21 protein-coding genes are annotated in these 21,314 nt (G+C 35.3%); all 21 read left to right on the top strand.

Translation table 11 applies throughout. The features are described 5' to 3' along the window. The first annotated feature begins 62 nt into the window (after window positions 1-62). Window positions 63-1,715 carry a replication initiation factor domain-containing protein gene (locus tag FF105_RS10225; protein ID WP_290046828.1) on the top strand — a complete coding sequence of 551 codons (1,653 nt, stop codon included), beginning with the start codon at window positions 63-65 and terminating at the stop codon, window positions 1,713-1,715. A 71-nt stretch (window positions 1,716-1,786) separates the two neighbouring features. After that, window positions 1,787-1,981, top strand: a complete 195-nt coding sequence (locus FF105_RS10220; protein WP_290046827.1) for a hypothetical protein — start codon at window positions 1,787-1,789, stop codon at window positions 1,979-1,981. 88 nt (window positions 1,982-2,069) lie between these two features. After that, window positions 2,070-2,330, top strand: a complete 261-nt coding sequence (locus tag FF105_RS10215) for a hypothetical protein (RefSeq protein ID WP_139968710.1) — start codon at window positions 2,070-2,072, stop codon at window positions 2,328-2,330. A gap of 159 nt (window positions 2,331-2,489) precedes the next feature. Further along, a complete protein-coding gene (locus FF105_RS10210) occupies window positions 2,490-2,705 on the top strand; it encodes a DUF3923 family protein (RefSeq protein ID WP_290046826.1) in 216 nt (71 codons plus the stop codon). Window positions 2,706-2,812: 107 nt separating this feature from the next. Continuing rightward, on the top strand, window positions 2,813-3,223 hold the full coding sequence (locus FF105_RS10205; protein WP_290046825.1) for a hypothetical protein: 411 nt from the start codon (window positions 2,813-2,815) through the stop codon (window positions 3,221-3,223). Next, a complete protein-coding gene (locus tag FF105_RS10200; protein ID WP_290046824.1) occupies window positions 3,223-3,594 on the top strand; it encodes a hypothetical protein in 372 nt (123 codons plus the stop codon). The genes FF105_RS10205 and FF105_RS10200 overlap by 1 nt, the downstream gene beginning before the upstream one ends. Before the next feature lie 143 nt (window positions 3,595-3,737). Then, the gene (locus tag FF105_RS10195; protein WP_290046823.1) at window positions 3,738-4,916 is read left to right on the top strand and encodes an IS30 family transposase; all 1,179 of its coding nucleotides are present in this window, start codon (window positions 3,738-3,740) and stop codon (window positions 4,914-4,916) included. Between the two features lie 1,054 nt (window positions 4,917-5,970). Continuing rightward, window positions 5,971-7,743, top strand: a complete 1,773-nt coding sequence (locus tag FF105_RS10190; RefSeq protein WP_290046822.1) for an ATP-binding protein — start codon at window positions 5,971-5,973, stop codon at window positions 7,741-7,743. A gap of 38 nt (window positions 7,744-7,781) precedes the next feature. After that, window positions 7,782-8,435 carry a hypothetical protein gene (locus tag FF105_RS10185; RefSeq protein ID WP_290046821.1) on the top strand — a complete coding sequence of 218 codons (654 nt, stop codon included), beginning with the start codon at window positions 7,782-7,784 and terminating at the stop codon, window positions 8,433-8,435. Between the two features lie 115 nt (window positions 8,436-8,550). Continuing rightward, window positions 8,551-9,795, top strand: coding sequence for a DNA cytosine methyltransferase (locus tag FF105_RS10180; RefSeq protein WP_260148365.1), 1,245 nt, complete (start codon window positions 8,551-8,553; stop codon window positions 9,793-9,795). 93 nt (window positions 9,796-9,888) lie between these two features. Continuing rightward, window positions 9,889-11,445: a hypothetical protein gene (locus FF105_RS10175; protein ID WP_290046820.1), complete on the top strand. Its 1,557-nt coding sequence runs from the start codon at window positions 9,889-9,891 to the stop codon at window positions 11,443-11,445. A 66-nt stretch (window positions 11,446-11,511) separates the two neighbouring features. Further along, a complete protein-coding gene (locus FF105_RS10170; protein ID WP_290046819.1) occupies window positions 11,512-12,294 on the top strand; it encodes a hypothetical protein in 783 nt (260 codons plus the stop codon). Between the two features lie 65 nt (window positions 12,295-12,359). Next, window positions 12,360-12,572 carry a hypothetical protein gene (locus tag FF105_RS11620; RefSeq protein ID WP_336621647.1) on the top strand — a complete coding sequence of 71 codons (213 nt, stop codon included), beginning with the start codon at window positions 12,360-12,362 and terminating at the stop codon, window positions 12,570-12,572. A 47-nt stretch (window positions 12,573-12,619) separates the two neighbouring features. Continuing rightward, entirely contained in the window at window positions 12,620-14,389 is a 1,770-nt protein-coding gene (locus tag FF105_RS10165; protein WP_290046818.1) for a KxYKxGKxW signal peptide domain-containing protein, read from the top strand. 89 nt (window positions 14,390-14,478) lie between these two features. Further along, the gene (gene uasX / locus FF105_RS10160; RefSeq protein ID WP_188353702.1) at window positions 14,479-15,333 is read left to right on the top strand and encodes a serine-rich aggregation substance UasX; all 855 of its coding nucleotides are present in this window, start codon (window positions 14,479-14,481) and stop codon (window positions 15,331-15,333) included. A 262-nt stretch (window positions 15,334-15,595) separates the two neighbouring features. Further along, complete coding sequence (locus tag FF105_RS10155) at window positions 15,596-16,543, top strand: conjugal transfer protein (protein WP_290046817.1); 948 nt, start codon at window positions 15,596-15,598, stop codon at window positions 16,541-16,543. Window positions 16,544-16,558: 15 nt separating this feature from the next. Then, complete coding sequence (locus FF105_RS10150; RefSeq protein ID WP_010385861.1) at window positions 16,559-16,786, top strand: TcpD family membrane protein; 228 nt, start codon at window positions 16,559-16,561, stop codon at window positions 16,784-16,786. A 1-nt stretch (window position 16,787) separates the two neighbouring features. After that, complete coding sequence (locus tag FF105_RS10145; protein ID WP_290046816.1) at window positions 16,788-17,156, top strand: hypothetical protein; 369 nt, start codon at window positions 16,788-16,790, stop codon at window positions 17,154-17,156. 171 nt (window positions 17,157-17,327) lie between these two features. After that, window positions 17,328-17,855 carry an alanyl-tRNA synthetase gene (locus FF105_RS10140; RefSeq protein ID WP_290046815.1) on the top strand — a complete coding sequence of 176 codons (528 nt, stop codon included), beginning with the start codon at window positions 17,328-17,330 and terminating at the stop codon, window positions 17,853-17,855. 122 nt (window positions 17,856-17,977) lie between these two features. Then, the gene (locus FF105_RS10135; protein WP_290046814.1) at window positions 17,978-19,255 is read left to right on the top strand and encodes a C39 family peptidase; all 1,278 of its coding nucleotides are present in this window, start codon (window positions 17,978-17,980) and stop codon (window positions 19,253-19,255) included. A 77-nt stretch (window positions 19,256-19,332) separates the two neighbouring features. Further along, a partial coding sequence (locus FF105_RS10130) for a CD3337/EF1877 family mobilome membrane protein (RefSeq protein WP_290046813.1) occupies window positions 19,333-21,314 on the top strand: 1,982 nt, incomplete at its 3' end.

Below are 21,314 nucleotides of genomic sequence, written 5' to 3'. Positions count from 1 at the left end.
TGAAAAACAAAAATGTCCCTTTGAAAGTACCAAATGGGACATTTTGAGAAAGGAAAGCCGACATGATAACGATAAATAATGAGCCAACAGCTTATACACCTATATTTCTAGGGACAACCCAACATAGCTTAAGGTTATCGTTGGAAATACTTATCATGGTCGGTATGAAATTGAATGATGAAATTATTGAGACTCATAACGTGACAGTATCGGCTATTGAGCTAGGATATTTGCCTAGTATCGGTAGTGAGATTGCGATTGATGAAATTACTGGTAGTGAATTAGCAGGATTTAAAGCAAAAATTAGGCAGTCTGATGCAAAAATACAAAACACTGTTTCTAGTGAACTAGAAAACTTAATTGGGTTAAAAAACGTTGGTCAATACCAACTGTTGAAAGGACAAAATAATATGACACAAGAATTAAACGTACCAGAACTATCAAACAATAATTTAATATTGATGCGACAACTACTTGGCGTTACACAACAAGAATTAGCGATTGCTATGGATATGAGTAGAAAAACAGTTAATCGTTTTGAGACTGGTGAGCAAAAAATATCAGATAAATTTGTTAACAAGCTCATCTCGGTATACCCAGAATTATCTGAAGCTATCGAAGTGCAATTTGATTGGGTTTCACTGACATTCCCAGATTTAACTTCAAAGCAAGTAATCGCTGATGTGTTGCGATTACAAGAAAATTTATTTTTGGAACGCCCTACGTCTCAAAACTTTTATACTCGTGAAATGGCATTCGCTGGCGAAAAGAACATTTATATACAAGATTTTGCACCAGTGAAAAACCCAGAAACACAAGCTGTGGATCAAAAATTTGGGACAACGCTTTATTTAACTGGTAAAGGCACACGGCTGTTTGAAAAGGCTTTACTTGAACAAAATATGAATTGGCGTAACTTTTTTGAGAAAGCACGACAATATCGGGGACATTTAACACGCTTAGATATTGCGATAAATGATAAATGGGGTTTGTTAAACATGAATGACCTTGTTAAAGCTGTACAAGAAAAACGTTTTTGGAGCAAATCAAAGTCTTATGCAGTGCATGGCAACGTTGATGACGGCTGGACGGTTGATTTTGGTAAGTCGCCCTTTGTTATCCGTGCCTATGATAAGCACAAAGAACAAGCTAATAAAGGCTATGACACTGATATTAAAACTCGTGTTGAATTAGAATTGCATCAGGATAAAGCAGAATACGTATTTGATGAATGGTTTAATCATGATAAAAAATTGGTGGATATAACTTTTGATATTTTGTACACCTATCTATGGTTTACTAATGAGCCGATTGATGCGCAAAAGCTAAAATCAGATAAAGTGCGTGAAGTGATTGAGCAAACAGTTGAGCCGATGCCTGCTTGGTCATTGCTGACAGCTTTAGGAAATCGAATGAAATTTGTTAGGCAACCTAAAAAGCAAAGTGTAGAACGAATTGAAAAATGGGTTTTACAGTCGGTTGTGCCTAGTCTAGCAGTGTTAAAGAAAACAGGACACTGGCATGAAATTATTGAAGCGATCAATAGTGTTGAGTTGTCGGCAGAACATCAAAAATTGGTAGAGGCTAATTTGGTTAATGCTATCACACAAGCAAAGAGTGTTCTGCATAAAGGGAATATTAATTTTGATAAGGAAAAGAAAAAGTACGATGAAGAGACGGCAGAATTTGAGAAAAAAGCCAACCTACCATTTTGAGAATACTATGGTTAAGGTAAATCAGGTGCTTGTATGGTATCTATTCAAATATTTAAGAAAGGAGCATGACAATGTATAAAGCAGTTGGTTGGCATTCGCAGAATGAGTATATGGCAGGCAATACGTTAGCTGATGTGATGCGCAAGTTACAAAAAGAGTACCCAGCACCTAGACGTACTTCTAGGGGTATGAGTACCCAACAAATTTATAGTGAGCCACTACGAATTATTGATGAAACTGGCAAAGATAGACAGTATTTACCCTAAAAAATTAGAGTGTTTAACTATTGACTAAGGGAACAAGTGTTCGTATAATGGTTATAGTAAATAAAAAACGACTGGAGCTGTTTGAGCTATGAACCAAATTGATGCTGTCATTGGGGATATTAAAGAAATGTTTGCTAAGCAACCTAACACAATTTATGAAGTGAGAGTTGTAGACCAGATTTACTCAAAAAAGGTCAATATATTTTTTGAATGGTATAAGATTGGCAAGGCTACAAGGTCGCAACAAATAGCGCAATTTGATAGCACCTATACGGAAAAAATTCCAGAAATTATCAAAAAAATTCGTAAAGAAACAGGTTTGACGGTTCGTACAAATATATATGATTAGTCACAAAATGAGTTAGTGCTTGCTTGATAGGTACTAGCTTTTTATTTGTAGTTAGAGGGAAAAGAACTATTAGATGTTAGCGAAAAGATGCTTAACTTATTGAATGTTTATTTTCAAAAGCGTATATTGTATTTGAATACGTAACGGAGGGGAAATTGTATGAAAGCTTGGAAAATTGTAAGTTCTATTGAGGCTCTAGGGTATATTATTTTGAGTTTATTTATTTGGTATCGAAAAGTCGATGGTTCAGGGGCTGTAAATACGTCAGGGAATACATTAGCATCGTTAGCAGTGCTTAGTATTTTTTGTGCTTTTCTGTTTTTGATACAAGCCATTTGGTTAATTATCGCAACGAAACATTCTTCGTCAAAGTAGTATGATATCGCTTATATAAATATATTTTCAATATGTTCATCACTAAAAAATTAGTGGTGTTTTTTTATTTGTAGACTGTTATTTTTAAAATAAAGGGAGAAATTAAAATGCCAACAAAACTATGGTTAAAGCCAGAACAATTAGAGCTGTATATTAAGCAGTTAGAACGATTTAGAGACTTATACAGTCAACTAGACCAAACACTAGAAACTGATAGACAATGCTTTCAATTCAAAGCAGGTGCGCCCAACTTTCAAACAACGTTGAGCGTATCAATGCAATTACAAGCTAAAATCAGACAAGCACAATCCCAAACATACGGAGATGTGCTTTTTTTTAACAAAGAATTAGCATCTAGGGTGCAAGACTTGGTTTCAAAATCAATTGAGCTAACCTTCGCGTATCGTGATTTAGATTTGCTGATCAAGGGAACTGATCGTAATACTGAAAGTGGTTTAAACAGAATTGAAGAACAGTTGTATCAAGCTAGAAAGCAATTAAAAGAGAGGGGAATGTGATGATAAACAAAGAGATTGATAATCTAAGGTATCGCATCATCAATCGTTATGTTGGTTGTTTACGTGATATAGAAATTGATAGTCATTTACGTGAACAATTAAAGTGGTCTGATAATAACAAAATCATAGGACAGATAGCTTACAGCATTCATAATATTGCTGATTTAACTGATGAAGCTTTTAGTGCTTTTGATGATGTGAATACTTATGAAGCCTATATTTTGAGAGAATTGGCAGACCATGCTAGAAACTTGGAAAATAATTTATTACCAGAACTAGAGCGTATGCGGTTAGACACACGTTGGTTTGTTGAGTATCAAGAAGAACTAGCAGATATTGAAAAAATCCTAAATGATTTCAGTGTAGCATAAAAGTAAGCTATGCTAATATTTTTGTTTTTCAATAGGCTCAAAAACAAGAAAATAGTCAACATTGTGAAATGGTAAACTTGTTATAGGGAGTGTTTGCTTTAATACCCACTAAAATAACCATATCAAAGGAGTATCTATGTTTTATGAATGATGAAGCACCAAAAGAAAGAAAGCGCCAACCACATATAAATGAAAATCAACGTCACATGATTGAATACTTGTGGAATATTGAGAAAATGTCGCAAGCTGGTATCGCCAGACGTTTAGGCTATACACCGTCATCAATACTACGTGAATTACACCGTGGGAACACGCTTGATTTTTCACATTTGGACAGACGTACCTTATTGAATATGGATATACACGCACGTATCAAGTATTCAGCACAACGTGGTCAATATCTCGCTTTAAAAAAGCGCAGTAAAATGGGTACTGGGTCTAAATTGACACCGGAACTAAAGGAAATCATTGAAACCTGGGTTAACGTAGAACACTGGACACCAGAACAAATCGCTGGTAATGTGCAAGATGTTGATGTTTCCGCATCAGTGATTAGATTATGGTCTAGGCAAGGCTTAATCAATATTCGCAAACAAAAATATCATCGTCAAAACGGTACACCAAAAGAACGTGAAATTGCTCAAACTAAGCGAGCAAAAGAACGTGAGATTGCACGTTTGCGTGAACAATTAAAAAATGACGGAGAATTAGTCCGTCATTCGATATTCGATCGTTCACAAGTCGTTAATAGTCGCAAACAGTTTGGTCATTGGGAAATTGATTTAGTATTGCCAGCAAAGATGAATAATCAACGCTATCAAGATACGACAGCGATTATGACACTCACTGAACGCAAAACTCGGTTTACATCACTAATACTGGTTCGTAGCAAAAAATCTAGTGATATGGTTGATGCATTTAAGCTGTTTTATGAGCGTTATGGCAAAGCGGTTCGCACAATCACAGCAGATAACGGATCTGAATTTATCTCATGGGACTTTTTAGAGTACGTCCAGAAACAACTTAAAATTAAGCTATACTATGCTACACCGTCATCACCACAGCAACGTGGCATAAATGAAAATCGAAATCGTAAGCTACGTGAGTGGTACCCTAAAGGCACATCATTTAGAGATGTTAAGCAACGACAATTAGATGCAGTCGCTTCCAAAATGAATGATATGCCACTTAGACAAGCACTTGATGGTAACAGACCAACAGTAGTTTTCGCAAAAGAATATAAGACAATGCAACGATATCGTAGAGCTTATGAAAAGCGCAAGCAGAAAATGCTTGAAGAACAACAAAATGATGAAAAATAAGTCATGAAATCAAGTCATCAAAGATAATAAACTTTAGACACTAGATGTGTCTTTTTTTATTGTGCTTAAAATAAAACTATTTGAAAACGGGTATATTGGCTGAAACATTTGATATAATAGTGAGTAATTAGATTGCTAAAAGCCTATGTATTAAGGTTATGAAAGCGTGGACGGTCAGTTTACTTTTAAACAAAAAAATGTTATTCTGATTAAAGTTGTGCTTTCAACAAAAAATAATCATCATTAGTTTTACATAGATGTTACCGGTAGTTTACCAATATATTAAACATGTGGTATTCGACTTGACCGGAGTCTGTAGAATAATAAGCATAAGGTTTGATATGGGAGTTGAAATACCTCTGTAACATACCTTGTGCTTATTATTTTGTAAAAAAGTCTTATATTATTAAGAAAATCTAAAGATTACAAAATGAGCGCCAAAAAAAAGACCAGCCATTGGCTAGTCAATTTGTACATTGAAAACTTAATATTGATTGACACATAGTTAATGCCCCACCACGGTTATTAAAAAGTGCAGAATTAATGTTTCAATATATTTATTATACTGTATTTTTGAAAAGTGTTCAATCCGGAGACTGTAAACAGTAAGAGAGAAAAGTCTAGAAAAATTGAGTTAGTCACAATTTCTGCTCCGATATCAAAAATACAACATGTCGAGAAATGTAAAGTGCTAGATTTCATTTCGGAAATGGGCAGAGCCTAAGAGTGTTGCTTGAATGTCTTACTTATATAGTAGGCGACTTTAAAACATTTGAGAATTTAGCATAGTTTAGCGAAATCGTTTTTAGAGTTACTAAATACGTAACCGCATTAATAGTAAAAAATATCGTGCATTATGAATGTTATTTCCGCTTTGATTTGTTTCTAAAAAATATCCAGTATAACCGAATTAAGGGAAAATTTTAATCCGCTCTAAAATCGGTGTATTACAATTTGATAAGTTTTATTAGCGGGTGTATATTAGAATGAGGGAAAATGATTGTTTGAAACTAATTACGCTCCTTAATAAATTAATTCTGAATGGAGCGGTAGAGTGAAACTAACAAAATTTGAGCTGAAAAACTTTAGAGGTTATCAGAAAGCGACAATAAATTTTGAAAATTTTTCTACAATTGTTGGAATAAACGATGCTGGGAAATCTACAATTTTTGAGGCACTGGATATTTTTTTTAATAATACAAAATTTGATGGGTCTGACAGAAATATAAAACATCCAGATCAGAGTGTGGAACTCATTGCACATTTTAGTGAGCTACCTGCAACAATTAAAATTGAAACTGTAGATACAGATATAAAGTCCGAATTTTTGACATGTGACAATGAATTTGTGTTAAAAAAAGTCTTTGAAACAAAATCGTCAAAATTTTCTGAGTTTGTTGTTGCGAGTATGCCTGATGTTGAAAATATCGAAAAAATTCATTCTTTAAAAATTAAAGATTTAAGACAAAAGATATTAAATCTAAACATTGAGTTGCAAGATGTTGATAAAAGAGTTTCATCTGAATTGCGTCATGCTATTTTCGAAAACCTACAAAAGAATAATAAGTTAGTCATAAAAGATGTGGAATTGAAGAGTGAAGATGGTAAAAGCATTAGCGAATCTTTACACAAAGAGCTTCCATTTTATCAACTTTTTAAAGCAGATCGAGAAAATTCCGATGGTGATAACGAAGTTCAAGATCCTATTAAAGCTATTGTAAAATCAACGTTGTCGACAAACATCGAATTACAAAAGAAACTAACAGATGTTTTTGAGCAAGTTAAATTAGAAGTCACTAAGTCAACAGATGCCACTTTGGACTTGTTACAAAGCATGAACACAGATTTAGCAAATACTTTAAGTGCTGATTTTGCATCGCCTAAATGGGAATCTCTCTTTAAACCTTCACTATCAACAGACGAAAGTATACCATTGAATAAAAGAGGTAGTGGTGTAAGACGCCTAGTTTTGCTAAACTTCTTTAGAGCGGAAGCAGAGCGTCGATTTGAACAAAGTTCAGCTGCCAACATAGGTAACATAATTTATGCTTTTGAGGAACCCGAAACAGCTCTGCATCCAAAATTTCAAAGAATGTTATTAGATTCGTTCGAGGATATGGTAAATACTCCTGGCGTCCAAATTATGATTACAACTCATAGTCCTGAAATTGCAAAGAGTGTTCCTAGTACAGGTGTTAGCCTTGTTAAGAGAGACAATATAGGTGACGCTCATATTTGTTCTGGACAAGACGCTATCTCAAATATTGTCGAACAACTCGGTCTCATGCCTGATATAAAGCTTTATGATGATCAATTAAAAGTTTTAGTTGTTCTGGAAGGTCATACTGATGTTAAATATTTTGAAAATGCTTATAAATCACTTAGTAAAAAAAGCCCAGCTGAACAAAATAAAGTTGCATTCATGTTTGGAGGTGGGAAGGCTATAGTTCAATATCTTAATTTGAATTATATTAAACAACTAGATCTCAAGAAAAAGATAGTACTTGTTGACGGTGACCAATCAGGTTCTAAAGATCTGGAGAAAATTGGAAATGATGCTTACAAAATTCAACTGAAAAAATCTACAATTGAATTTTATTTACCATATGACAATATTCAAAAAATAGTTAATAAAAGCAAACAGTTATCTCTTGAGTGTTCTGTTGAAGATTTCAATATAGGGGCTGATCATTCTAAATTCAGTTCAGGAATCAAAAGAATATTAGAGCGCTTTAACGTATACAGTGATTATGATGTAAATGATTTACCAAAGGACAACTTATCAGAAATCACTAGGATAGTTTCTGAAATTGATTCTTTCATATAGCTGTAAGAGTTATATATTATTGATTAGGTAATTAAAACATGGGAACCATTCCAAAAATAGCTTTAAGTAAAAATCAAATTCAAGAAATAGATTCTTTTAGCGTTGCAATGATTGGAAATCATCGTAATTATCGTAGTGGCGGACAACTACACCGAACTGAACATCAAATATTCCTTGACGACAAAGTAGGTAAAACTGCTGAATTCATCCTTTATAGGTTTCTAAAATTAAATGGACTGATAGTATCAAAACAACCAGATTTACATGTTTATCCTTTAAGCGAGTGGGATGCTGGTTTTGATTTAGAAGTAACTACTAGTAAAGGAAAAAAATGGCGAATTGATGTAAAAAGTTCTGGGCCAAAGGCACACAATCTGATGATAGAAAGAAAAGATTGGTCAGTCTCTGCTGATGGGAACAAATACAAATTGAAAAAATTATCTTCAGACCTTACACCTTCTTTTTGGTTTGCGGTTAACGTTGATTCAGATATGAAGAGTGGTACTATACACGGATATATACCTCAGCAGCTTCTTATAAATGCTATAAAGGATGCAGAAAACCATCATACTTATTTCCAGGGACAGAATATTCCAGGAACCAACCGAGATTTGGACGCGGATAATTACATCTGGGGATATGAAGAGTTATGGGATCCTATAAATTTCCTTAAATATTATAAAAATAATTAAACAGTTAGTTTATTTATGTGCTAATTAGGTAGCAAGGTTTGCTACTTTTTTTTTTGAAATGTAGTAAAATTAATACTTGTTGTAAAACAAAAAAATTAAAAAAGGAGGATTTGGCATGAAAAATGACATCGTTAGCTTTTTCGCCGGGGTCGGCGGAATTGATTTAGGGTTTGAAGATGCAGGTGAGTATCGTACAGTCTATGCAAATGAGTTTGATAAAAATGCGCAACATACTTTTGAGACAAACTTCAAAAGTCGTGGAACTTATCTTGATCGACGAGATATTAAACAAGTTGATGCAAAAGAAGTCAAAACAGAAGCACCAAATGCAAGTGTACTCCTCGCCGGGTTCCCTTGCCAGCCGTTCAGTATTGCAGGTTATCGTCATGGATTTGAGGATAATCGTGGAGATTTATTTTTTGAAACACATCGTATCATAAAATTTTTACAGCCCAAGGTTATCTTTTTAGAAAATGTAAAAAATCTTGTGACGCATGACCATGGTAATACATTTAAGGTAATTCGTGAATTTCTTGTTCATTCGGGTTATTACATTAAATGGAAAGTTCTTAATGCTAAGGAATATGGTAATATTCCACAAAATAGAGAACGTATTTACATTGTTGGTTTTAAAGACAAAAAGGCATTTGATAATTTTAATTTTCCAGAAAAAATTGATTTAACAACTAAACTATCTGACATTATTGATTTTGATGCGAAAATTGGTGAAATTACGAAATTCGGAGACTTTTTAGAAGACAAGTTCTTTTATAAAGAGGATAAACAAACTTTTTATCCTCAACTGGTGGAAGCCATGAACAGTTCAGAAACAGTTTATCAATGGCGACGTCAATATGTTCGAGAGAATAAATCAGGTGTTGTGCCTACATTGACAGCTAATATGGGTACTGGTGGTCATAATGTGCCATTAATTCGCACTCATCATGGGGATATTAGGAAGCTCACACCTAGAGAGGCGTTTAATGCGCAGGGTTATCCCGAAAATTACAGTTTACCTGTAGATGAATCTATGGGTGCTTTGTACAAGCAAGCTGGAAATTCTGTTGTCGTTCCTGTGATTACACGCATAGCTAAAAACATCAACAAGGCTATAGAATCGTTGGCTACAGATGTTTCATTACCAAAAACAGATGATAAAGTAGCTTTGGTTTACACCAAAATGAACGGTCGTATGGCCGGTGAGTCCTTCACCATTGATTGGTATGACGACAAATCAACTGCTATCAAGGATGATAGTCATTTTAATAGAAAAAAAGAGTTACCTATTTTTGAAAATGATGACTTTTTCAATGCTATAAAGCACGGTGGAAATTACGAGTTTTATTCAATAGTTGGTTGATATATCTTGAAAGCACTATTCGGTGGAATGGTGTTTTTTTAATATACATAGGTATAATAGAGATAAGCTTACAAATTTGTAATGAGGTTCTCTATGTGGAATGCACTAAATCAAGATAATAAAAATCAATATAAACTATTAATGACTAATTTCGCCTCTTTAAGTGAGGCTTTTGCTCAAAAAAGTAGTGGCGAAAATATGATTATAGCGCCAATCATCAACTCGAAATTTCAAGAAGCGTCTTTCAAAAAAGCGTTCAATGCAACAATTGAGGACATTGGTAACTCATCATATGATGCTTCAGTGAAATTATCCGACGGCTCAAAATACATCATCGGTATCAAATCATTTGGCGTGAAATCAGGATTTCAAAAAATAGCTCAATTCAAAAAAGATAGCCAACAAGATGAGTGGGGAGCTATTATTGAAAGAATTAAAAAAAGAAATCAAAACGGTTCCAGCGATGAAGATGTTGATGACTACTTAGAATTAGCAAACAATATCGCTGTTCTTAGAAACAAACGAATTTCTTCGTCTAAAGGGCAATTACAGGGTTTTGATTTTGATAGTGAAGTCGAAGCAGTATATCACGTTTTAATGCCCTCTGGTGCTATTAGTAAAAATCAACAAAATGACGAGCCATATATACTTGTTGGCGAAACTGCTTACAATAGTATTGATATTGATTATTTGAAGATTATTGGACCAACTAGTCCTCGTATGTTGCAAAATTTTCAATTCACCGATGGTAAGCATCTTTATCAGTATAATTCAGCAGACAGCCAATTATTAATGTCATTTAAAGGTCATACGGGAAATGGAAGTAGCAATGAAGATATAGGTATTGAAAAATGGCCAGTTAATTATGTCGAAGATCCTTTCAAATTGTTTGCGAATTTAAATTCTGAAACAACCAAGACCTTTTCTGATAATGTTGTCCAGTCAGTAACTATCATGATTAAAATAGAACGCAGGTCAGGATTTAATGCATGGTATGGAGCTCCCAAAAATAAATTAACAGTGGAAAGCGTAAAATACAGACAAGTAGTTGAACTAGCAAAAAAATGTAAAAAATTACCTTCTGATTGGCTATCTATTTTTAAAAAAGTGGCGCTAGAAGATTTCAAGTCTAATAATGATAAAATATTGAGGGAACAATTGCGCGATTATTTAATAAATTGCTTGGCTCCAAATTCTGAACTCTTTGAACATACTACTACTGCCCTTTGGAGAAATTACAAGACTCCTTATGAAGTTTACATTCCCCTTCCAAATTCAAAAAAATTTAATGATGAATATCCAGATTTTTTTGTTAAAAACGGTGGATTGTTAAATGGTAAAACTTTAGTAAGTTCGAAGAATAACAGAACTTTTACAATGGAATTTTTGCCTTCAGAAGAAAAAATGCAAATGTTCATAAATCAAGACAATGGAAAAGCTATTCAAAGTTTGAACTCTCAATTCATTTTTGGAAAATGGGTTTTAAAAAAGGTTTTCCAGCTAAAAGATCGTGAATTACTAACAACAGATACACTTGATGATTTAGGTATTAATGCTATTACGTTCACAAAATATGATGACAATCGTCCGTTGTCAATGAAATTTACTTACGTAGATTCAAATAACTTGCCAAAGGATTTATGGAAATAAATATTACTGCTCAAAACGTCTATTATAGGCGTTTTTTTAAATTAATTATAATAGGAGAAATAAAAAATGGTTAATAAGTTTGGTAGTTTATCACTACAAGGAAAAAGTATCGGAAAGCTCACATTTGCTGGGCGAAATTTAGTTGGTGCGAATGCTGATGTGGCAGTGGTAATGTTGAATGTGAATAACACATTGAATACTGAAAACGTCACACCACAGGCTGGTTTTGATTTTAGTATAGCTTTTGGTACACCGCTAAAATTGATCGATGCAAAAATTATTGCTGGTACTGCTCGCAGTAACCAAAGAAATGGCGCTCGTGTCGCCACTAAGACAGGTACTTTGTTGACTATGTCTGATACATCAACAGACACTTTACCAGAAGAAGATTATGATGCCGTATTCGTATCAGGTAAAGACAAAACAGTTCACGGACGTGTTCGAAGTGCTGATGCCTTTGATAGCCACGATTTAGTCTTGTTTAGGGTCACACCTAATTACAAAACTGACAATCGTGGCGAAGTTGCTCGTGATGATTACGATGAACCAATCATCTCAAATTATCAGTTCAATTTTATCCAACAAAGCAAATCAGGCGATGTTGGCAATGATGATAACATTGTCCGTATTTTGGTTGACCCAGCAGAAAGTGAACGCTTACAAGCTGGTTTGAAGCCAGGGGACAAGTTAGTACCACAAGGTTTGAAATTTGCGTTTGCTGGCAATGATGCTACTGATTGGACGGTGTATGCTGATACGTTAGTTGCACTTGATGAAAAGGCAACAGACAAGCCAGCATCAAATCAAAGTAAGACAACTACTAACCAAGCTGACAAAGCAAAAGGTTAATAGCTATATAATATAGTAGAAAGGTTCAAGGCTGATTAAACAATCGGTCTTTTTAAGTTGTTACAATGGCACAGAAATTACTTTATTTTAGCTTTATGTTTGGGGTTTGGCTCGTTTATGTTGGGTCTATGTTCCCTATATTTTTGCTCTTTATGAGTTGGGGTCAATCACTACATGTCGCTATGATAGTAGCTAGTGTGCTGACCTTTTTATTTATTATCGTTCAACGAACCTTTAGAGGTTTACATTTAATCAATCAATTACAAAAGAATATTTGAGAGAAAGGATAAGCGCTAAATAATAGCGCTTTTTTTATTTAAAAATTATGGAAAATTCAAAAACGTATAAGTTGTACAAGTCAGGCAAATTGTGGGTAATCGGAGCTGTTGCAGTAGCTGGTGTTGCTGTGAGTGCTAACACCACACAAGTAAGCGCTGATACAGTTTCAAATGCTGACACACAAGCAGTGAAAACCACTGATACTAAGCAAGATGACAAGCAAGTGCAATTGACTGCTTCATCAACTGATACCACTACGGACAAGGCGACAACTGATGATGCCACTAAATCTGCGACTGTTTCTTCAACTGCCGAAAAAAGCACAGTACCAACAACTGCTGGTTCAAGTGTGACACAAGACCAAGCAAAAGATGCCGTCGATAAGGCACAAGATACAGTCAAGAATGATGCGGACACTGCTTCAAAAGCTGGCGTTGATGTGACCACTGGTAAGACCACTGATGTCACAATCAATGATGACAATGCTTCATCAAAAACAAATGAAGTCTTATCTGATTTGAATAAGCAAGACCAAGCTGTTAAAGATGCTACGGCAAAACAACAAGCTAATGATCAAGCCTATGACAAGGCAACAACTGATCAAAAAGACGCTACGACAAAGGGACAGGCTGATATTGACAAGTCAACTTCTGATTTAGATAAAGAAGTTGACAATGCCAAGCAGGCAGGAATTGATGTCAGTGTTGAAGTGTCAAAGACTGCTCCAGAATACAAGTCATTGAAAGGACTTGAAGGACAAGATTTGTTAAACGCAATGGCTTATAACATTGACTTGTACAATAAAGCGATTGCGGACGGTGTGGCAACTCAAAATCAAGACGCACAAACATTGGCTAAGTTGACGGCTGAATATCAAAAGCAAGTCGCTGATTATCAAGCCAAAAAGGCAGCCGTTGACAAGGCAAACGCTGATAAAAAAGCAGCTTATGACAAAGCTGTTGCCGAGTTTGAAAAAGCGGTTAATACCGAAATTAGTATGAGTGCTAAGACACAAACGGACGCTTCAAGTGGTCAATACAAAACCTTTATGACTTCTACTGTTAATCAAAAGACAGGCGAATTTACGCTTGAACATGATATGAATGACGGTGTGCATGTGATTGGTCATGGTGTTTTGAAAGGTAAGGTCAATTGGAAAGTTGTTGCCAATGGTGACGGTTCAGAAACAATCACCGTTTCATCAATTGAGTTGTACTCATACACCTATACCAACTATTATCAAAACTCGGCTGTTAATCAAAACATTAACTTCCATGTTTATGATTTGAATGGTAAGGAATTGTTCTCTGTTTATCATGACGGCAATACGACCTTTACTAAGAACATCAACTCAACGACTGCAATTAACAAGACGTTTACTTTGGCACCGAATGCGACAAGTTCGGCTATTCAATTCCTAACCGTTGATGATAACTGGATATGGAATACTCATGGTCAAGTTGATTGGCAGATTAAAAATACCAATGTCGCACCAAAGTCACCTGATTATGAACAAGAGCCAACAGCACCAGTTGCCCCAAAGGCAAGTGTTCATAAGATTACTGTAGCCGATATGCCAAATGCTGATAAGCCACAGGTACAAAAGGTTGATGTGCATTATTACAACATCAAGAAGACACCTAAGGTTGAAAAGACTTCAACACCAGCCACACCAAAGGCAGTTGAAACGGCAAGTATTTTGCCAACGACACACGCTAATGAAAATCAAGGTGGCGTATTGTTGAGTGCATTGGCAGGGTTAGCTAGTCTTGGTTTGGCTTTTGGTATCTCTAAAAAAGGTAAAAAGCAAAACTAATTTAAAAACTGATCTCGTGACGTTATCACAGAATATAACCAAATGGGGTGTGAAGCCCAATCATATTAAATTGTTAGGAGACAATATTTATGTTGCAGAAACAACTTTTAATCGCAGGTTCAGTGCTTGGTGCTTTGGCATTAGGTCATCAAGCGGTCAACGCTGATACTGTACCAACAACAACTGATACTAGTACAGCACAATCAGTACAATCAGTGCAAGCCACATTACCTACTGTTAAAGCAGTAGTTTTAAGTGCTACTGATGTCTCAACAAGCGATGCCAGTTCAACGGTAGATGACGGCACAACAGTTGACAATGGTGGTGTCCCAAATGATGACGGTACGAACACTGATAATGGTGGCGGTTCTACATCAAATGATGACGGCACCAATACCGACAATAGTGGTGGTTCTTCATCAAATGATGATGGCACGAATACGGACAATGGCGGTGGTTCTTCATCAAATGATGACGGTACAAACACTGATAATGGCGGTAGTTCTAATTCATCGGATAATGGTGGCGGTTCAAGCTCATCAGATAACGGTGGTAGTTCTTCATCAAGTGATAATGGTGGTTCTTCATCAAGCAATAATAATGGCGGTTCAAGCTCATCGGATAATGGTAACACGTCTCATGTTGTGCCTGTGACACCTGACAACAATGGTAACGTTGTCAACGTACCAACACAAGTCGCTAGTGATGCTGGTGTATCAAGTGCTGTGAAAGCCTATAATCAAGCACTTGCAGATAATGGCAAAGATGCTTCAAATGAAAAGGTGGTACAAGCAAAAGAAAATTTGGATAAAGCAATTGCTAAAGCATTACCAAAGACACATGCCACAGAAAAGGCATCAATGGGTGGTAGTGGTATCTTGGCATTGGCAATGTCTGGTTTAGTTGCTTTAGGTGGTTTGATTTACAAGCGTAAGCATCTATAAGACAACAAAAAAGCCACTGTTGCCAGTGACTTGGTTAGGTTGAATATTGATAACTTTAATTTTGCTTACTTTTATGTAATGCGCCTAACCAACAGTTAGTATAGCACATAATGACATTGAATTTAAATAAGCCACTGTTACCAGTGACTTGGTTAGGTAGAGTGAATGTTTTTAATTTAGAAAACACATAGTTATTTTATGTAAATTAAAATCTCTACCTGACAATTTATTAGTATAGCACAACAAAGGAAGGGGGTGAAACATGCGTGGTCTCCCAAAACTCAAAGTAAATTTTGAGTATGAAAAAAAACAAAAAGAAAAAGCAGTAAAAATTCCAAAAGCACATGTATATAATTTGAGCAAAGTACGTAAAATTGTTGTTGGTTTATTGATTATCTTAGTGCTTTATTTTGCTTATGTTTTAGTTCTAGCCAATGGTGTAGCGATTAAAAACCGTGAGTTAAGGCATAACATTACTAATCTCACAACCAGACTTGATAAAGCGAGTGCTGGGACAACAAGTTATAACCCAATTGTGGGGCAATACCTGGCAAACTTTTTGACTGCTTATTATACGTTTGATAAAACTAAATCTGATGCTTGGTTAGATAAGGTTACACCATATTTTGCTAAAAATGTCACGTTATCATCATCAACTAATACCGAAGATATGAAGCTGTTACAAGCTAAATTGAACGGTATTTTTACTGTGGATAGTATCAAAACGGCACAATATAATCTCACGATTGATAATGACGGTAAGCAAAACGCTATGACTGTTAATGTGCCTTATACACAAGATAATGATAAATTAACTGTGATTGGCTTACCTTATGTGGCTAATGAGATTGACAGTGTTGGTCAAGTGGGTAAAGCCAGATTTGATAAGACTGGTAAAACAATCAATGATGAAGCGATCACGACAAAGGTTCAAAAGTTTACCAAACAATTCGTGCAAAAATATGTCTCTAGTTCAACTAAGGATATGTCGTTGTTCATGAATAACCCTGTGGGCTTAGATAATGCAGTAGATTTGGTAAGTCTTGATGATAGCGATATTAAGGTGACTGGTTCAGTAGACAAGCCAGTTGTCACCACTAAAATCACAGTTAAAGTACATGGTTCAGATATTACACAAGTGCAGACTATTTACTTAGAACTAAAAAAGCAAAATTCAACGTATTTTGTCACAAAGTTTTTACAGGCTTAGAAAGGGGGTATCAGATTGGACTTTTATAATTCAATTAAACCTTTATTGTTAGTTGGTACAGTTGTTATTGCTGGTGGACGTGCGTTGATGCATTATGGCAAAAATGAATCTAAAGATATGTGGATGTCAATTTTTATTGGTGCATTAGTGTATTTCTTCGTCAATGGACCGCAAAATAGTTTACAGGCGTTTAGTGGTATTTTGAATGCTTTGCTAAATTGGGTTAAGGGTATTGGTGGTTAACATGTTTAATTATCGACGAATTTATATCAATTCAGCCAAGTTTAGCAAAATTGGCAAAGGCATGCGATTACCGATTATGGTTGACACAAGATTTTTGTACTTGTTCTCAATCACGTTAATCATCACGGCTTTCATTAGTTATGTCTTAGGTTGGTTTCACATGCAGTATCTTAGTTTAGGGTTTGGGTTAATCATAGTCAGTGAAATAGCTGTTTACTATTTAGACCGTCAACTCAAAAAAAATAATTTGCCATTTGAAACAACAATCAGATATTTATTAACTTATGTTTGGCATTTCTGGTTTCGGAAAAATCAATTGTATCAGGGAAAGCGTGTTAACAGTAATTCAAAGCAGTACATGATACTGTAAGTAAAAAAATTTTAAAGAGCATGGTTAAACATGCTTTTATTAAGGCATCGTCAATCAAGTGATAGGGCAAGCTGGGGCAGTACCAGCAGATGCGTAAGAAATTCAAAAAACCAATGAGAAAGGTGGTGTGTTAAAATGGACATATTGAAATCAGAATTTGAGAGAAGTTATATGTCAGATAATCAAAAAAATGCTAGAAACAAAAAAGTGCTTTATGGAATTATTGCTCTATTGGGTGTGGTCATTATTGTATTAGGCATTTATGTGTACAATCTATCTAATAGTAGTACAACGACAATTGTAACTGCGCCCACAAAATCTGTTAGTTCAGAAAAAGCATCATCAAGTATCAAAAAATATGTTGAGGGTAAAGATTATAAAATCACTTATAGTAACACAAATTTGATTGATAAAGCTACTATACAAAAAGGTTTAAAAGCAAGTTATTTAACAGATATAAATGATTTAATGAATACTGATGAGCAGACCGGTTCAAATATGGCGAAAATCGAAGTCTACTATAATAAAGATAAGAATTTGTTGGTTGAGCGCTTGTTTAAGAACGGGTATAAAGATAATCAACCAACACAAACAGTTGGTTATGATTTACAAAAGCAAGCTATGAATTTGGATAAGACTTTTGGAAATGATTATCTTAATCAACCACTGGTTTATACATGGGAAAAATTAACTAAATGATTTTAGATAGGACATTTACAAATTTGTAGATGTTTTTTATTTTTGATCCATTGAACTTTATTGAGAATATTTTCTAGAAATTGCTATACTATAATTAAACAGTTGAGAGAGAATGGGATAATATGAAAAAAATTGATGAGGAAAGTAAGGTATCGTTTGCTTTAGGAATTGCCGTTATTTTTGCATTAGGTATTTTAACTTTTGCATTTAGTGGTCGTGCATCTGCTGATACTGTTGTATCAAAATATCAAGTGGGAAATGTAGTCAGAATAGCCAACAATGCTTGGTCAGAGACAAACGGTTATACACTAATCAATCGGCATAATTGGTATGGAACAGTTGTATCAAAAACACCAAAAAAATATAGTAATTCATCATGGCAATATAAAATTGTCTACCCTAATGGCTGGCATAATGACTATGTGGCAGAACAAGATTTAACTACGATACCTAATTCAAAGTTTTCTGTTGGTAGTGTTGCCAGAATAACTAGTAATGCTTGGTCAGAAACAAACGGTTACACTTTGAGAAATCGTCAAAACTGGGTTGGTACTGTTGTTTCAGCTACACCAAAGCCTTATAGTAATTCAGCTTGGGTTTATAAAATTCAATATCCTAATGGCTGGCATAGTGATTATGTAGCTGAACAAGATGTAACTAATATTCCGAATGCTCGATATAAAGTTGGCGATACGGTCAAAATTGCCGGTAATGCTTGGTCAGAAACTAATGGTTATTCGTTGGTTAATCATCAAAATTGGATAGGTACTGTTGTTTCTGCTACACCAAAAGCTTACAGTAATTCAGCTTGGCAATATTATATTCGTTATTCAAATGGTCAACATAACGATTATGTCGCAGAACAAGATTTGAGTACAAGCAGTTCTAATACTAATACCACAGTTGCCAACAAGCCAACCTATTTTTCACAATTAGATAGTCGTTGGTCTGGTGTTAGATTTAGGCATACAACAATCGGAACAGACGGTTGTGTGCCCACCAGTTTAGCTATGGTTTTGAAAGGCTCTTATGGTCTTAATGTTGACCCTGTGAGTGTTGCTCAAAAAATGGCGCCAATGAATTCATGGTATGCTGGTGCATCAGGTCAAGATTTAGTGAAAACGGCTAAAGCATACGGACGTTCTGTTGAAGAAATTAGTGATAAAAATAGAGCGATTGCCGTTTTGAAATCAGGTGTACCGTTAATTATGTATGTTAACGTTGGCATTGGGCATGCAGTGGCGGTTTATGGTTATAACAACGGTCAAGTTAATACTTATGATCCCTATAACTGGAAATTCTACGGTTCTGTTAGTTCATTTGATGCTTTGTGGAACAACCCAAGTGTTGATTATAATATGGACTGGGACGCAGGAAGACCAGTTTTTGCAATTAGATAATGCAATAAAAGAATAGTAAAAGACAAGACATTTACAAATTTGTAAGTGTTTTTTTATTGCATCAAGAAAGGAAAATGATGAAAAAATCAATTATATTATTGCTCGTGATTGGGTCAATGTTTAGTTCACTGGTAGTTAGTAGCTTTATGATTGCGCCACAACATGTCTATGCGTTAACTTATGATTCTAAAGAAATAAAAGAAGCAAAACGTGAGTCCGATAAGGAAGCATTGGAAAAAGATAAGGCGGACGGTAAAGCAGTTAATGAGGGCACAACCCAACCGACACATACTGAAAAAGAAATTAAAAAATATCTCGCTCAAAATGATATTGATTGGGTTAATAAAAATATTTCAAAAAACTTCACGGCTTACTATCAATCAGGCTCGTTGACAGATTTAGGTTTAAGTTCAGCGCATCTTGTAGCTAGCTTGTTTATGTCATTAAATCTCTATATCATCTATCCATTATTTGATACGGCTTTATCGAAAATGTTTGATTTAACTAACATCACGCAAGGGATCAATGATATTTTCTCAAACGTCCAACAATTTACCAAACAAACATGGGCTGGTGAAGTCTTTAAGCAATTATTGTATACCGCTTTCGGTTTAGGGCTTGTTTGGGTGTTTATTCAAAGTGTCAAAAGTGGTGCAGGTTTAAAAGCAATTTTATCGGTTCTGTTAGTAGCGATTATAGGTAGTGCTTGGATAAGCGCTGGTGGTACAGTCTTAACAAAAGTTAATCAATTTACGTCCACTGCTCAAACAGCTATGTTCACTGAAACTGCAACTACCGGTGACACTTATTCCAATACCGATGATTTTCAAAGTAAAATTCGTGGTGTTTTTTTTGATAAAGCGGTTATTCGTCCCTATACACTAGCGAACTTTGGAACAACCAGTTTAGATGCCAGTGAAAAAGACGGTTCTTATCGTTTAATTGGTGGTAAAGCCGATAGTGATGTGATTGATGCATTAGCTAAATCAAACGATTATCTCTCTAAGGACGGTGGCGAAGAATGGTATCAAGCATCTGTCGGTCTTATGGCGCCAATTATGTCACTAGCTTATGGTGTACCATTGTTGATGATTGGGGTATTTAATTTGATATTGCAATTAGGGGCAATCTTGCTTTACTACTTGTCTCCATTTACAGTTTTACTTTCTCTGCTACCACGCTTTTCAAACAGTGCTTTAAAAACTGGTTTAAGTGCGTTAGGTTTGTTATTCGCAAAAATCGGACTACTATTTGGCATCATGTTTGTCTCATGGGTTGGTACAGTAACTGACACGATTGTACCAGTTACAAATAGTCCTAGTGCCTTACTTAATTCAATTGTGTATATCGTTTTAATGGTTGTGCTTTGGAAAAATAAATCATTCCTAGTCCAAACGGTAACTGGTTCATCAATGGCAAATCAGGCTTTGAACAAAATTCAACTCACACAGGCAGGACAACGTGCAATGTTAGCTGGTAGTGAAATGGTCAACTCAACTAAACATGGCTTAGAAAATGTCAAAGGCTTTAGTGGTCGTCATGCTAAAGACAAATCAAAAGACAAGTCAAAAGGTAAAGATGATGATTATGATGAAAATCGTGATAGACGTGGCAATGCACCTGATGAGCAAGAAATGCGTGAATTAGAAGAGCAACGCAGACAAGAACGTGCGCAACGTTTAGCTGACGAAGAAGAACGTCAACGTCAAAGAGATGCTGATGAAGAAAATATTGATCCTGCTAGTCCTGACGATGAAAATTACATTGATAGGCGTGGTCATGGCGATGATGACGATTTGCCAACTTATACCCGTACACCTTATCTCATTAAAAATCACGACAATACCGATAGTCACACAAATGGTTCTAATGAGCCTGACAGGTCGTTTAACCGTGGTCGAGTATTAGATGATGAAAGCAGTGAAAAGTTGGCTGAAAAGAGACGTGAAGCACGTTCACAAGTTTTGAAGTCTAGTGCTAAACCAGCTACACCAAAATCAGTATCAGAAAATGACGATAAATTGCAACATCGCAATTTTGATGAAGCGGTTCATCATCA

Origin of the sequence: Leuconostoc sp. UCMA20149 (assembly GCF_030400235.1) — a bacterium.
GTDB lineage: Bacteria > Bacillota > Bacilli > Lactobacillales > Lactobacillaceae > Leuconostoc > Leuconostoc pseudomesenteroides.
Note: the sequence above shows the minus strand (reverse complement) of the source record. Positions and strands in the feature narration are given on the sequence as shown.